Genomic DNA, 14,079 nt, shown 5'->3' with positions numbered 1-14,079 from the left:
CATGCCCTGGCTGAGGGAACTCCTGCTCGTCGCCGGCGCCGCGACCGTCGCGGCGCTGCTGACGGTGCTGGAAGGGAGCGTTCCGATCGACGTCCCGCTCCTGATCGTCTTCAGTGCCGGTGTCAGCCTCCCTCTGCTCCTGCGGCGGGCGGTGCCGTTGACCGCCGCGCTGACGTCCGCGGTGATCGCTCTGGCCGGGATGGCTCAGTTACACCGGTGGGAGGGGATGCTGGTCACGATGGGCCTGTTCTGCGCGGCCGTCTACCACCGGCCACGGCGTCCCGGACTGGTGCTGGCGGTCTCCACGTGCTGGGTGGCGGGTACGGGCACGGTGATCGGCGGAGACGTGCCGGCGCTCGCCAACATGGTGATCATGAGTGTCGCCCCCGTGGCCACCGGCTACGCGCTGCGGCTGCACCGGGACCGTGCCGAGCAGGCGCTGCGACTGCGGCGGGCCGAGGCGGAGCGCGTCCTGGCCGAAGAGCGCACCTGGCTGGCCAGGAACGTGCACGACAGCGTGGGACACCACCTGACCGCGATCCGGCTGCAGGCCGCGGCGGCCCGGCGAGCACGCAGCCACGTCTCGGCGACGAAAGCCCTCACCGTGATCTCGGACCTGTCGCTGTCGGCGTTGACGGAGGTACGCGACCTGCTGCGGACACTCAGCGAGCACCCGGCCGCCCTCCAGCCCGGCACCGCCGACCTGGAACGGCTGGCCGGGCAACTCGCCTCAGCCGACCGCACGATCACCATGCGCCGTACGGGGACGGAGGGCGTCCTGCCTCCGGCCGTCGACCACACCGCCTACCGGGTGGTCCAGGAGGCGCTGACGAACGTCGTACGTCATTCGACCGCGACCGCGGTCTCGGTCCACCTGCGGCAGGACGACCGCGGCCTGCGCATCGAGGTTCTCGACAACGGCGCCACCGCCCATCCGCCTGAGGTCGAGGGCCAGGGCATCCGCGGCATGCGGGAACGGGTGCGCCTGCTCGACGGCACCCTGTCGGCGGGACCGACGGCGACGGGCGGCTGGCGGGTCCGCGCCGACCTGCCCAGGGAAAGGAACGTGTGGTGACGATCCGGGTGCTGGTCGCCGACGATCAGGAGGCGGCGCGGGAGGCGCTGCGGCTCATCCTCGACGGCGAACCCGACATCGACGTGATCGCCACGGCCGCCGACGGCGCCGAGGCGGTGCACCGGGCGCTGTTGCGCCGGCCGGACGTGGTGGTGATGGACCTGCGAATGCCGGGCATGGACGGCATCGCCGCCATCGGCCGCCTCGCCGCCGCCGAATCCGCCCCCCGCGTGCTCGCCCTGACCACGTTCGACCTCGACGAGTACCTGTTCGGCGCGCTACGCGCGGGAGCGGCCGGTTTCCTGCTGAAGGACAGCGACCCCGACGTGCTCATCGCGGCGATCCGCGAGCTGCATCAGGGCCGGGGGTTGATCGACCCACAGGTCACCGGCCGCCTGATCAGCCGCTTCGCCGCACTGTCCCCGCGCCCCGCCACCTCCGAACTCGACCTCCTGACCCCACGCGAACACCACGTGCTACGCCTCCTGGCCCGGGGACTGAGCAACGGCGAGATCGCCACCGCGTGCACCATCGAGGAAGGCACGGTCAAAACCCACGTCAACCGGATCCTCACCAAACTCGGCCTCCGGACCCGCGTGCACGCGGCGATCTACGCACACGAACACGGGATCGTCACCCGCGAAATGCCCTGACCGTCGGCCGGTCGCAAACCGAGCACCCGTGCGACCCCGCCATCGCGACATCAACACCACGATGGACCACCGGTGGACGAGGACGGCGTCCAAACCCTTGACGGTCTTCGCCGGGCCGGCCGGATCTCGAGTCGGTCGTGGCGGTCGGCACGACCGCCACGCCTCCAAGGGTCTCAGGTGCGGGTCCACCGCTGGTTGGCGCCGCCGTTGCAGGACCAGAGCACCAGCTTGATGCCGTTGGCGGTGGCGTTGTCCGGCACGTCGAGGCACCGGCCCGACTGCACCCCGGTGATGGTGCCGTCGGCATTGAGGCGCCACTGCTGGTTGGCCTGTCCGTTGCAGTCCCAGATGATCACTTGGGTGCCGTCGGCGGTGCCCTGGTCGTAGGCGTCCAGGCACTTGTTGCCGTACACCCGTAACTCACCGCTCGCGGTGGGCGTCCACTGCTGGTTGGGCTGGCCGCCGCAGTCCCAGATCTGCGCCTGCGCACCGTTGGCCTGCGAGGCGCCGGTGACGTCCAGGCACTTGCCCGAGCCGGCCCCTCTGAGCGCGACCGCGGGGACGATGCCTCCTCCGGTGACGGTGTACATGACTGCCCCGTGCCCGGCCACCGACGCGCTGATCGTCCCGGACGAGGAGGACGTCGTGTGCGCCCACAGGTCGCGCACCGAATAGGAGGACGCCGAGCCCAGGCCCAGGGCCGAGGCGGTGGTGGAGACGGTCGAGGCAGAGGTGCCCCGGTTGAGCAGGACGACCGCGACCGAGCCGTTGGACATCGGTTTGCGCCACACCTCCAGGTTCCCGTTGTCGCTGATCTTGTGGCCCTGTCTGCCGCCCCAGTCCTGGTTGACCGCGATGACCTCGGTGTTCGTCAGGATGGAGCGGGTCTCCGCGCTCATCGACCGCAGGTCGTTGCCCGCGATGAGCGGCGCGTTCAGCAGCGACCACAGGCTGAAGTGCGCCCGTCCCTCGGTCGCCGTGAGCGCGCCGACGCCGACCTCCAGCATGTCGGGGTCGTTCCAGCCGCCGGGCCCCGAGTACGCCTCGAGCCCGACCTGCTGGTCCAGGATGCCCATGATGGAGTTCCAGTTCGCCGCGATGTCGCCGGTCGTGCGCCAGGAATTGCCCACCGGCATCCCCCAGGTCCACACGTTCTCCTGGCCCCAGTTGCACAGGCTGTAGACGATCGGGCGGCCGGTGGCGGCCAGTGCGTCGCGCATGGCGGTGTAGCGCTGCTGTCCCGTTCTGCCCTGGTGGTCGCCGCAGTTGTCGTACTTCAGGTAGTCGATCCCCCAGGACGCCCACAGTGCGGCGTCGCGCTGCTCGTAGCCGAGGCTGGCCGGGTAGCCCGCGCACGTGGTCGTGCCCGCCGAGGAGTAGATGCCGAGCTTGAGCCCCTTGGTGTGGACGTAGTCCGCCAGGGCCTTCATACCGCTGGGGAACTTCTGCGGGTCCGCCACCAGGTTGCCACCGGCGTCGCGGCTCCTGGTGGACCAGCAGTCGTCGATGTTGACGTACGTGTAGCCCGCCGCCGCCATGCCACTGGAGACCATGATGTCCGCGGTCTGCCGGATGAGGCTCTCGTTGACGTTGCAGGAGAAGGTGTTCCAGTCGTTCCAGCCCATCTGGGGGGTACGGGCGAGCCCGTTGTCCAGCGCGAAGGCGGGCGAGGCGCCGCTGCCGGTCGCGACCAGCGAACCGGCGGCCAGCACCGCCGCCAGGAACCATCTCATGACCCTGATCACGTGACTCCGATCTCGGTGCGGATTCCGATACGTTCCATGGAGCTACTCGAACGAGGCGTCGTCGATCGAGAAGCACTCGGTGCCTGCGGTCGTCTCGACGTAGAAGGTGGCGCCGGTCAGCGTTCCGCTCCACGAGACGGTCGCCGTGCCGGTGAGCCGCGTCCAGCCGCCGGAGCTCACCGGCGTGGCGGGCGTGAGCCGGAGCTGGCTCGTCGTGCCCCCGGCGCTCACCGCGAGGTCGCCTTCGCGCTGGGGGTGCCGCTCTCCATGTCGTCGTTGGCCGGCAGGTTCCCGCCGGTGCCGCCGGTGAACTGCCACCAGTTCACGTTGAACAGATTGCCGCTGCCGCCGGTGTACCTGAAGTACAGGTCATGGGTGCCCGTCGCGCCGTTCACCGGGCAGGTGACCGTCGTCCACGTCTGCCAGCCGCCGGTGCCCGGCACGGTGCACGTCCCCACCTGCGTGCCGTTGACCCCGTCCAGGCGCAGTTCGATTCGGCCGCCACTGGTCGCCGAGGCCACCCGCGTGCTGAAGGACGTCGCACCGGAGCCGAAGTCGACGCCCTTGACCTTGGTGTAGTCGCCGTTCTCGATCCACCCGACGTTCATGCCGCCCTCGCCGGCGGGCTCGGTCTCCACGCCGGACTCCCAGGCGATCGTCTCGGCCTCCTGGCGGACGTAGGGGTCCAGCGTGCCCACCTGGGGCGCTCCCGTTGTGGTCATGTTGATCGTGGGGATGGTGCCGCCGGCGTTGTAGGTGAACTTCTCCACGGCCACGGAGCGGGTGAAGCCGCCGCCGCCCGGCAGGGCGCCGTTGTGGTAGAAGAAGTACGATCCGCCGTTGAAGTCGATGACGCCGGGATGGTTGGTGAAGCTGCTGCCCTGTGTGGGCATGACCGTCCCGCGGTAGGTCCAGGGTCCGGTGGGGCCCGGGGCCGTCGAGTAGGCGATGAACTCCGAGCAGCATTTCGCCGCGAAGACGTTGTAGTAGAGGCCGTTGCGCTTGTAGACCCAGGGGGCCTCTTCGTACAGGGTGGGGCGGCTGGTGTCGCCCGTACGGGTGCCGAAGCCCGCGGTGGTGAGCGGGATCTGGGTGGGGCTGCCGGAGTACGAGATCATGTCGGCGTTGAGCCTGACGTACCAGAGGTTGGGGTTGCCCCAGTACAGATAGGCCTGCCTGTCGTCGTCGATGAAGACTGTGGGGTCGATCTCGCCGTTCCTGACGAGGGGGCGACCGATGGCGTCGGTGAAGGGCCCGGTGGGGCTGGTGGAGACTCCGACGCCGATGGCCATCTGACCGCTCGCCCGGTCCTTCACCGGTACGTACCAGTAGAACTTGCCGTTCCTGTACACGGTCTGGCCGGCCCACGCGTCCGCGCTCGCCCAGTTGAAGGTGGCCACGCTCATCGGCGAGCCATGGTCGGTCCAGTTCACCAGGTCCGCGGACGACCAGACCCGCCACTCCTTCATGGTGAAGTACGTCGAGCCGTCCTCGTCGTGTCCTGTGTAGAGGTAGACGCGGCCGTTGTGCACCAAGGGGGCGGGGTCGGCGGTGTAGATCGTCTGGACGATCGGGTTGTCGGCCCTGGCCGTGCCCGGAATCGCCGTCACGACGCTGAGCAATGCCATGAGCACCAGCCCACGTTTCATGATCACCCTCCACCTGTCAGGTACGGGTCCATCGCTGGTTGGCGCCGCCGTGGCAGGTGTAGAGCTGGAGCCGGGTGCCGTTGGCGGTGCCCTGGCCGACGGCGTCCAGGCACAGCCCGGACTGCACGCCGGTGATCGTGCCGTCGGCGTTCAGCCGCCACCGCTGGTTGGCGCCGCCGTGGCAGGAATAGATCTGGATGACGGCGCCGTTGCCGGTGCCTCCGGCGTCCAGGCACTTGTTGCCGTAGACCCGCAGTTCGCCGGCCGAGGTGGCGGCCCACCGCTGGTTGGCCTGGCCGTTGCAGTCCCACAACTGCACCGCGGTGCCGTCGGCGTTGGCGGCGTTCGGCACGTCCAGGCAGCGCCCGGAGGCAACGCTCTTGATCGGCCCGCCGGGCGTGGGAGTGGACGAACCTCCGTCCAGGCCGAAGAAGCGGATGGCGTAGGCGGCCATCCCGGCGTGCGGGAGGTTGTGGCCGGCTCCGACGATGGTGTACGCCTCGACCTGCCCGGATCCGAAGACCCGGCGGGTCCAGCCGGATTGCGGGCTGTCGGTGGAGGCGGGGGTCTGGCTCAGCCCGTGAACGTCGGTCCATTGGTCGACCTCTTCCTGCAGCATCGTGTACGGCAGGACGGAGTCGGCGGTGCCGTGCCAGGCCATCACGCGCGGGCGCGGTCCGGTGTAGCCGGGATACGCGTTCCTGGCCAGGTCACCCCACTGTTGCGGGGTCTTGTCACCGCACCCGGCGGGGCCGAGGCACCCGTAGGGGACGCCCGCGAACGGCGCGCCGGCCTTGAACACGTCCGGGTACGTGGCGAGCAGGTTGAGGGTCTCCATGGCGCCGGAGGAGAAGCCGGTGGCGAACACCCGCTGCGGGTCGCCGTTGTAGCGTTGCAGCACGTAGTTCGCCATGGACACGATGGACACCGGGTCGCTGCCGCCACCGTGCCGCAGGGCTTCGTTCGACCACACGTCGAAGCAGTTGGACATGCCGTTGGCGCTCTTGTTGGCCTGCGGGTAGATGACGATGAAGCCGTACTGGTCGGCCAGCGAGGCGAACTCGGTGCCCTGGTGGAAGCCAGGCGCCCAGCCGTTGCAACCGTGCATCGCCACCAGGACGCCCGGCTGGGACGCCAGTCTGTCGGGCACGTAGAGGTACATCCGCAGACCGCCGGGGTTGGTGCCGAAGTTCGTCACCTCGGTCAGGGCCGCCGCCGACGCCTGCGGCGCGGCCGTGAGGAACACGGACAGTGCGGTGACCACCGCCGTGATCAGAGCCGCCAGGGCGACTCCGATGCCCGCGTACCCGCTGGTACGCGGTTCGCTTCGCTTCATTGTTCCGCCTCCCGCTGTTAGCGCTAACAACCGTTGGCCGGTCATGGCGTGGCGGAACGGAGCACATACGAGAGTGAAACGTACTGTCAAGAGCGCCTTAGCTTGCGGCGAGTTCAGGGAGACAGCAGCCGAACGCGCTCACCTCCGGTTTCCCCTCCTTGCCAGGCTCGACCAGGGGGTGCGTCGCCATGAAACTTTCATCTCCCACCCACCCGGTGACAGCAGCCGAAAGTTTCAGGAGCGACAACCCCCACAGTGCGCAGCACAATCGGACCAGCAGAGGTCAGACTGGCCCGAAAGTTTTCAGTTCTTTCTTGACAATTTTCGGCACGCTTTCCACACTGAGTGCCCGAGGTGATCTCCCCCACCGGCTCGGTGGCGCTCAACAGGGGGACTGCCGTCTGTGGTGGTCTTCCCCACCGAGCCTTTCCCCCCGTGATTCGCCAATGGAGGCTCAAGCATGCGTGTCAACGCCATGTCCCCACCCCCCGCCCGACGGCCGCTCGGCGCGCACCGCCGGGCGCTGATCACCGCCGCCCTCGGCACGCTCGGCTTGGTGACGGCGCTGGCGACGGCGCTCCCCGCCGGCGCCGCGGAGAGTACGCTCGGCGCGGCCGCCGCGCAGAGCGGCCGCTACTTCGGCACCGCCATCGCCCAGGGCAAGCTCGGCGACTCGGCCTACACCACGATCGCCAACCGCGAGTTCAACATGGTGACCGCCGAGAACGAGATGAAGATCGACGCCACCGAGCCCAACCAGGGGCAGTTCAACTTCACCGCCGGAGACCGGGTCTACAACTGGGCGGTTCAGAACGGCAAGCGGGTGCGCGGGCACACGCTCGCCTGGCACAGCCAGCAGCCGGGCTGGATGCAGTCGATGTCCGGCAACTCGCTCCGCCAGGCCATGATCAACCACATCAACGGCGTCATGGGCCACTACAAGGGCAAGATCTACGCCTGGGACGTGGTCAACGAGGCCTACGCCGACAGCGGCGGCGGCCGGCGCGACTCCAACCTCCAGCGCACCGGCAACGACTGGATCGAGGTGGCCTTCCGTACCGCCCGCGCCGCCGACCCGGCTGCCAAGCTCTGCTACAACGACTACAACATCGACAACTGGACCTGGGCCAAGACGCAGGGCGTCTACAACATGGTGCGGGACTTCAAGGCGCGCGGCGTGCCGATCGACTGCGTCGGCCTGCAGTCGCACTTCAACGGCAACAGCCCCTACAACGCCAACTACCGCACCACGATCTCCAGCTTCGCCGCCCTGGGGGTCGACGTGCAGATCACCGAGCTGGACATCCAGGGCGGCTCGGCCACCACGTACGCCAACGTCGTCAACGACTGCCTGGCGGTGCCGCGCTGCACCGGGATCACGACGTGGGGGGTACGCGACTCCGACTCCTGGCTCGGCTCCGGGGCCGCCCCGCTGCTCTTCGACGGCAACGGCAACAAGAAGGCCGCCTACACCGCGGTACTCAACGCCCTCAACGGCGGCAGCACCACCCCGCCGCCCGGCGGAGGCGACGCGGGGCAGCTCAAGGGTGTGGCCTCCGGCCGCTGCGTGGACATCCCCAACGGCAACACCACCGACGGCACCGCGGTGCAGTTGTGGGACTGCAACAGCCAGTCCAACCAGCAGTGGACGCAGAGCTCGTCCGGGGAGCTGAGGTCCAGCGGCAAGTGCCTGGACGCCGGGGGCACAGGCAACGGCGCCAGGATCCAGATCTACTCCTGCTGGGGCGGCGACAATCAGAAGTGGCGCGTCAACTCCGACGGCACGATCGTGGGCGTGCAGTCCGGGCTGTGCCTGGACGCGGTCAGCGCCGGCACCGCCAACGGCACCGGGCTGCAGCTCTACAACTGCCACGGAGGCAACAACCAGAAGTGGACCTACAACCCGAGCAGCGCGTGAGCTGCTGACCGCTTCCCTGGTGCGGCCCTTCCTCGGCCCCGGCGGGGAGGTTGAGGGAGGGTGGGCCACATCCCGGAGTGGACGATCACGAACGTGCAACACCGGTGGGCCATGCCGCCGGAACTGCTGACGCTGCCGCCGTCGACGACGGCCCGAGCCGGCGCGAGACCCGGCCACTGCCTCCATGCCGCCTGAGCCGCCGTCGAGCGAGATCGTGGCCCCGTCCGGGCTGGAGCGGGTCGCCCGCCGCGGGCTGCCGAACGTCGCGGAGAACGTGATCGAGCGCGGCCGGCCGGCTGTCAGGCGGACGGCGATCACCTGCACCGCGTGGTCACGGCCCGTAGACGCTCTACCGCGGCAGATAGGAGCTGAAGTGATCGGCCACGATGTCCGCCACGGCCTCCGCATCGTCGAGCCCATCAACCTCAAGGACCCGTATGCCCAGGTGACGAGCGGAGCGGGCGGCCTCGTCGGCGACGAGACGGTCTCGGGCGAGTCGGTTGCGCTGTGCTCGATCAGGGTCGCTGACCGCGCGATCGACGGAGGCGGCACGGGGCAGTTCGCGGAGCTGACGCTCACGGAATTCCTCGCTCGGCACCATCACGATCATTCGCCGGGGTGAGTCGATGACGGCGGCGACCAGTTCGGGACGCAGTCCCCAGCCCTCGGCGATGATGGGGCGCCCCGATACCAGGCCGCGCAGGTCGTCCAAAGCCCACTCGAACCGCGTGGGGAAGCCGGCCAGGGTCTCGTCGGCCATCTCTTGAGGACTGGTGTTCACCCAGACGCTGTCCGGGTCGGGGTCCGCGATGGGTTCGCCAAGTCGCGCTCGACGTGCGATCCGACGGTCATTGTGCGCACGCGCGTCGTGATAGTCGTAGTGGTACGCGGTCAGCCCGTACCGGATGGCCAGCAGCCTGGCGACGGTGGATTTGCCGGCCCATTGGCCACCTCCGATCCACAGGACGCCGCGCAAAGTGCCGAACGGATCCCAGACCTCACTACCTGTAGGGTTCACGGTTACAGCCTGGCAGCTATACGGACCAGCGAAACAGTCCTGTCCTGCCTGCCTGGCCGGTGGTCGCGGCGCTGCGAGTGCTGCGAGAACCAGGCCGGATCGAGTCCCAGCAGCGCAAGGGACGTTTCGTGCGCGGCCGTCCCGCGATGGCAGCGGTGGAGCCCAACCGTCCCGGACACGAGCAGATCACCTCCCGCATGCCCACCCTCCAAGAGGCCAAGCAACTCGCCATTCGCCGATGGCGCGGATGCGAGCGTGGGGAACTCTCATCCCACGCGTGTCCTGCCGAAATGGTCGGTGAACCAGTTTCGTGTCAGGTCGGCGACGGATTCCAGGGCCCCGGGCTCTTCAAACAGGCGTGTGGCATCGGGGATGATCTCGAGCCCGTTCTCACAGGTCAGCCCCTCTTGTGCTGCCTGGTTGAGCTCCATCACCAGTTCGTCGCAGCCCCCCACGATCAGCAGCGTCGCCGCCCGCACCGCCGCCAGTCGCGCTCCAGCCAGATCTGGCCGTCCGCCTCGTGAGACGACAGCGGCCACCCTGCTGCCCGGCTCTGCGGCGGCCCACAGCGCGGCCGCCGCCCCGGTGCCGGCCCCGAAATAGCCAACCGGCAGCACCGCGGCCCACGGCTGATCACTCAGCCAGTTCGTCACCTGCGCGAGCCTTCCGGCCAGCAACTCGATGTCGAACACAGTGCCACGCTCGTACTCTTCCTCGGCCGTAAGCAAGTCGAGAAGCAAAGTACCCAGACCCGCACGGTTGAGCACCGAGGCCATGTACCGGTTACGCGGGCTGTGCCGGCTACTACCGCTACCGTGCACGAAGATCACTATTCCGTCAGCCTGCTCCGGAACGACGAGTTGCCCCAGCAGCCGGACAGGACCAACGTCCACCGCCACCTCGTCGGCAGGCTCCGGCGGATCAGATCTTTTCACCGTGCGCTCTTCCCGAGGCACTGCGCCCCCGGCGGCTGGCGGTGCGGCCCGCTGGAGCAGTTCGACCACCCGTTCGTCGGCGATCTGGGTGAAATCGACGTACCAGGTGCCGATGCCCCAAAGAACGGTGGGTGTCTCCAAACAGATCACCTCGTCGGCGTCCTGACGCAGGCTCGCAATCGCGTCCGGCGTACCGACAGGGATCGCCAAGATCACTCTCGCGGCCCCGCGCGCACGAGCCACCTGGCAAGCGGCGCGAGCGGTGCTGCCTGTGGCGATCCCGTCGTCCACCACGACGGCCGTACGACCCGCAAGATCGACCGGTGCGCGATCGCCACGAAAGCGACGAACACGGCGCAGTACCTCGGCCCGCTCACGCTCCTCCACCTCGGACATCTCCTCGCGCGTCACATCCACCAACCGGACGACATCCGCATTGATCACATGTACGTCACCCTCTCCGAGGGCACCGAATCCCAGCTCGGGCTGGAACGGCACTCCCAGTTTCCGAACCACGATCACATCAAGCGGCGCATCCAGCGCCTGAGCCACCTCGAATCCCACAGGTACACCCCCTCTGGGCAGCCCGAGGACGACCACATCCGCACCGGTGACGAGTCCAGCCAGACGTCGGCCCAGCCGAGCACCCGCATCATGACGATCAACGAACATGACGCCTCACGCCTCCTCAAGCCCTCCTGCAAGGTGAAGGACACCCCTCACCACCATCTGGGGTAAGAGACTGCAGAAGCAGGACCTGAGGTCCTGCTTTATGAACCCGTGCCGAGTCTTTATGGACCCGCGCTGAGTCATGGCCGCCACAACCTGCCCGCTTGGACGGCTGCGGCTCCCATCGCCCTCGCCGCCGACGGCTTGTTGTCAGTCGGCGCGAAACACATGGGATGGGTGGCGTGCCTGAACGACGCCGTAAGCCCTGTACCGACGACGCGTCCCGAGCTGGGATGAGGGCAGGGATGTCTTGAGGGGATGAGCGGCCATGCGAGTCAAAGTTCAGGACATCATGACCACCGAAGTCGTCTCGGTCAACGGCAGCACGCCGTTCAAGGACATCGCCGAAGTGCTCATGGTGCACGGCGTGAACGCCGTGCCGGTGGTTGATGTTGAGAACCGTTTTCTAAGTGTGACGTCTGAGGCGGATCTGCTGCGCAAGGAGGAGTGCCACGGAGCTTGCCACACCGAGGGCCACGAACCACCGCTGCGCGCCCGCCTGCCCGACGAAGGACCCGACCGCCAGCGCAAGGCCGTTGGGACCGCGGTCGAGCAGCGGATGACCGCGCCCGCCGTGGCCGTGAGGCCGCCCGGCTCGCCCACGAACTGCTGCTTGCTGTCGGCTTCACCAGAAGGGACGTGAAACGGCATGAGCGATCGACACACCTCCATAACGCTTGACCCCCGCGAGGTGCAGGTGGAAACACGCGACGCCATTCCTCCCGGCGCGGTCGACTATGCCCGCGAGGTGGTAGCGGCAGCGACGTCGTTCGCTAACGAGCCGGTGCTCTCTGCCCGGGTCAAGCTCAGCGCCACGGCCGATCCAGTCGTGTACTGTCCGTGCACCGCACAGGCGAACATCAACGTCAGCGGGCAGTTGGTCCGCGCTCAGGCGGTCGCCCAGTCCATGGACCAAGCCCTCCGGCTGCTCGGCGACCGGCTCCGGGTCCGGCTGCGCCACACTGGCAGGGACGCGGAGAACCTTCGTGGCCGACGTCCAGAGGACGTCGACCACGAATGGCGGCGCTCCAGTCCGCACCGTCGCCCGCTGCCCTACTCCCCCCGAGCCGGAGGAGAACGAGAGATCGTCCGGCACAAGGCCTACGAGCTGACTTTGGCAACGCCCGATGAGGCGGCCTTCGACATGGAACAGTTCGACTACGACTTCTACCTGTTCACCGAGGCGGGGACCGGCCAGGACAGCGTCATCTATCACAGCCGGGACGGTTACCGGCTCGCACAGATCGCTCCCATGCCCCACAAACTCGGCCCGGTGGCGATCCCACTCACGGTCAGCTCTGTTCCGGCACCCGTCCTCACCGTCAGTGAAGCGGTCGAGCGTCTGGAAACCACCGGTATGCCGTTCGTCTTCTTCGCCGACGCCGGCACTGGGCGGGGCAGCCTCGCCTACCACCGTTACAGCGGCCACTACGGCCTCATCATTCCCAGCGGGTGATCAGCCAGGGGCTTTGTCCAGGTCGTCAGAGTCTTCGAGAACAGCGGTGTCAGCGGCTCAGCAGGGGCATGCCAAAGACGGTCTTGAACGCGCGGCTGAACGAGGCAGCGTCCGGGAATCCCCAGCGCGCCGCGATTTGTGCGACCGTCTGGCCGCTCAGCAGCGGGTCGGCCAGATCAACGCGGCAGCGCTCCAGCCTCTGCCCGCGGATCTACTGGCCGATGCTCTGCCCCCGGTCCGAAAGAGGAGGTGCAAAGAGCGTACGGAGATGTGATGCACGGTGCGGGCCTGCAGGAGGCTTTCCATGAGGCCGGGCGAGCAGCGCCCCTGCGCCGTGTGCCGACGACATCGCTCGTGCCACGTGGCCGTGCAGCGAACAGTCGGACAGGAGAACGGCCTGTCGGGGTATCCGGAGCGTGATGCTACGGGCTGAGGGCCTGCTGGCAAAGGCTTCGGTCGCTGCAACCGGGCCGGGACGGTCTGGGCGAGCCGTCCTTGGATGATCTGCCGTGAACTGGACCGGGTCTCTACCGCTCCATCCTCAGCGCCGTCGGCCGCCCGGACCACCTGGCCGCCACTCGCCAGTGGCACGACCTCTGACCGAGGTCAGCGAGCTTCGAGCCGGCCGTGCGCCTCGATCGAGAGGTCCTGCCAGTCGGCCCAGGTCTTGAGCCGGTCAGCGTAGGCCTGCTGGATCAGTGGGTGGAAGCCCTTGCCGAACAGCACCCGCACCGGCGGGTTGGCGGAGTCGACGAGCTTCAGAAGTGCCTGCGCCGCGGCGGCCGGGTCTCCTGCCGGCATCTTCCCTGTCATCGCGCCGAGGCGCCGACGGAGACCGTCGTAGGCCGGGTCGGTCTTGGCCATGTGGCCGTTGGCGAGCGGGTCGGGGTTGTTGCCGTCCCGGGTGGCGAAGCCGCCGGGCTCGATGATGGTCACCTTGACGCCGAACTCGGCGACCTCGCCGGCGAGCGCCTCGTTCAGGCCCTCCAGAGCCCATTTGGAGGCATGGTAGGCGCCGCCGAGCGGCATGGCGATGACCCCGGCGGCCGAGGACATCTGGATGATGTGCCCCGAGCGCTGCTCGCGCAGGTACGGCAGCGCGGCCTGGACCACCCACACCGCGCCGAACAGGTTGGTCTCGAGCTGGGCGCGCAGTTCCTGCTCGGTCAGCTCCTCGACCGCGCCGACCTGGGCGTAGCCGGCGTTGTTCACGATGACGTCGAGCCGGCCGAAGTGCTCCTTGGCGCGCTTCACGCTCTCGAAGACGGCGGCCCTGTCGGTCACATCCATCTCCAGCGGGAGCACCGCGTCGCCATAGGTGTCGACCAGCTCCTTCAGACCTGCGGTGCTCCGGGCGGTGGCGGCGACCTTGTCACCGCGCGACAGGGCGGCCTCCACGAAGTTGCGACCCAGGCCGCGGGACGAGCCGGTGACGAACCAGACCTTCTGCATGGTGTGCTCCTTGTTGCCGGTTTCAGCCGTTACAACCCCCTGGACGAGACAGCCCGGCACGGATGTGAGCTCGGCCGAGTGTGACCTGCGACACCTTGTCAGTTTTGTTCGGT

Annotated in this window: 13 protein-coding genes; 5 read left to right on the top strand and 8 right to left on the bottom strand. The window is 68.4% G+C overall.

All coding sequences use genetic code 11. From position 1 onward, the window contains the following. Position 1: 1 nt before the first annotated feature. Complete coding sequence (locus FAF44_RS05745) at positions 2-1,075, top strand: sensor histidine kinase (RefSeq protein ID WP_237101949.1); 1,074 nt, start codon at positions 2-4, stop codon at positions 1,073-1,075. Next, on the top strand, positions 1,072-1,728 hold the full coding sequence (locus FAF44_RS05740) for a response regulator transcription factor (protein WP_237101948.1): 657 nt from the start codon (positions 1,072-1,074) through the stop codon (positions 1,726-1,728). Before FAF44_RS05745 ends, FAF44_RS05740 begins: the two co-directional genes overlap by 4 nt. A gap of 173 nt (positions 1,729-1,901) precedes the next feature. Here FAF44_RS05740 and FAF44_RS05735 read toward each other — a convergent pair whose 3' ends face one another. Genes FAF44_RS05735 through FAF44_RS05720 form a run of 4 tightly spaced genes read right to left on the bottom strand, consistent with a single transcriptional unit; the run spans position 1,902 to position 6,458 of the window. Next, positions 1,902-3,461 (bottom strand): lectin, encoded by a 1,560-nt coding sequence (locus tag FAF44_RS05735; RefSeq protein ID WP_237101947.1) that lies wholly within the window; start codon positions 3,459-3,461, stop codon positions 1,902-1,904. Between the two features lie 54 nt (positions 3,462-3,515). Beyond that, a complete protein-coding gene (locus FAF44_RS05730; RefSeq protein WP_237101946.1) occupies positions 3,516-3,704 on the bottom strand; it encodes a hypothetical protein in 189 nt (62 codons plus the stop codon). Further along, the gene (locus tag FAF44_RS05725) at positions 3,701-5,122 is read right to left on the bottom strand and encodes a glycoside hydrolase family 43 protein (protein WP_237101945.1); all 1,422 of its coding nucleotides are present in this window, start codon (positions 5,120-5,122) and stop codon (positions 3,701-3,703) included. Before FAF44_RS05725 ends, FAF44_RS05730 begins: the two co-directional genes overlap by 4 nt. A gap of 16 nt (positions 5,123-5,138) precedes the next feature. Further along, positions 5,139-6,458 carry a PHB depolymerase family esterase gene (locus FAF44_RS05720; protein WP_237101944.1) on the bottom strand — a complete coding sequence of 440 codons (1,320 nt, stop codon included), beginning with the start codon at positions 6,456-6,458 and terminating at the stop codon, positions 5,139-5,141. A 460-nt stretch (positions 6,459-6,918) separates the two neighbouring features. Here FAF44_RS05720 and FAF44_RS05715 point away from each other — a divergent pair, with 460 nt between their 5' ends. After that, positions 6,919-8,376 carry an endo-1,4-beta-xylanase gene (locus FAF44_RS05715; RefSeq protein ID WP_237101943.1) on the top strand — a complete coding sequence of 486 codons (1,458 nt, stop codon included), beginning with the start codon at positions 6,919-6,921 and terminating at the stop codon, positions 8,374-8,376. A gap of 349 nt (positions 8,377-8,725) precedes the next feature. On the opposite strand, the gene FAF44_RS05710 is transcribed toward FAF44_RS05715, so the two are convergent. Beyond that, on the bottom strand, positions 8,726-9,394 hold the full coding sequence (locus FAF44_RS05710) for a DUF2125 domain-containing protein (protein ID WP_237101942.1): 669 nt from the start codon (positions 9,392-9,394) through the stop codon (positions 8,726-8,728). Between the two features lie 266 nt (positions 9,395-9,660). Beyond that, complete coding sequence (locus FAF44_RS05705; RefSeq protein ID WP_272894090.1) at positions 9,661-11,001, bottom strand: phosphoribosyltransferase family protein; 1,341 nt, start codon at positions 10,999-11,001, stop codon at positions 9,661-9,663. A 325-nt stretch (positions 11,002-11,326) separates the two neighbouring features. Here FAF44_RS05705 and FAF44_RS05700 point away from each other — a divergent pair, with 325 nt between their 5' ends. Next, positions 11,327-11,701, top strand: coding sequence for a CBS domain-containing protein (locus tag FAF44_RS05700; RefSeq protein WP_237101940.1), 375 nt, complete (start codon positions 11,327-11,329; stop codon positions 11,699-11,701). 6 nt (positions 11,702-11,707) lie between these two features. Further along, a complete protein-coding gene (locus tag FAF44_RS05695) occupies positions 11,708-12,514 on the top strand; it encodes a sigma 54 modulation/S30EA ribosomal C-terminal domain-containing protein (protein WP_237101939.1) in 807 nt (268 codons plus the stop codon). 49 nt (positions 12,515-12,563) lie between these two features. Here FAF44_RS05695 and FAF44_RS56325 read toward each other — a convergent pair whose 3' ends face one another. Together FAF44_RS56325 and FAF44_RS05690 are read right to left on the bottom strand one after the other, a co-directional pair. Continuing rightward, positions 12,564-12,710: a helix-turn-helix domain-containing protein gene (locus FAF44_RS56325; protein ID WP_368857754.1), complete on the bottom strand. Its 147-nt coding sequence runs from the start codon at positions 12,708-12,710 to the stop codon at positions 12,564-12,566. A gap of 410 nt (positions 12,711-13,120) precedes the next feature. Next, the gene (locus FAF44_RS05690; RefSeq protein ID WP_237101938.1) at positions 13,121-13,966 is read right to left on the bottom strand and encodes an SDR family NAD(P)-dependent oxidoreductase; all 846 of its coding nucleotides are present in this window, start codon (positions 13,964-13,966) and stop codon (positions 13,121-13,123) included. Positions 13,967-14,079: the final 113 nt, after the last annotated feature.

The sequence above is a fragment of the Nonomuraea sp. MG754425 genome (assembly GCF_021699195.1).
In the GTDB taxonomy this organism is placed as follows: Bacteria; Actinomycetota; Actinomycetes; order Streptosporangiales; family Streptosporangiaceae; genus Nonomuraea.
This window is presented reverse-complemented; position numbering and strand designations above follow the sequence as displayed.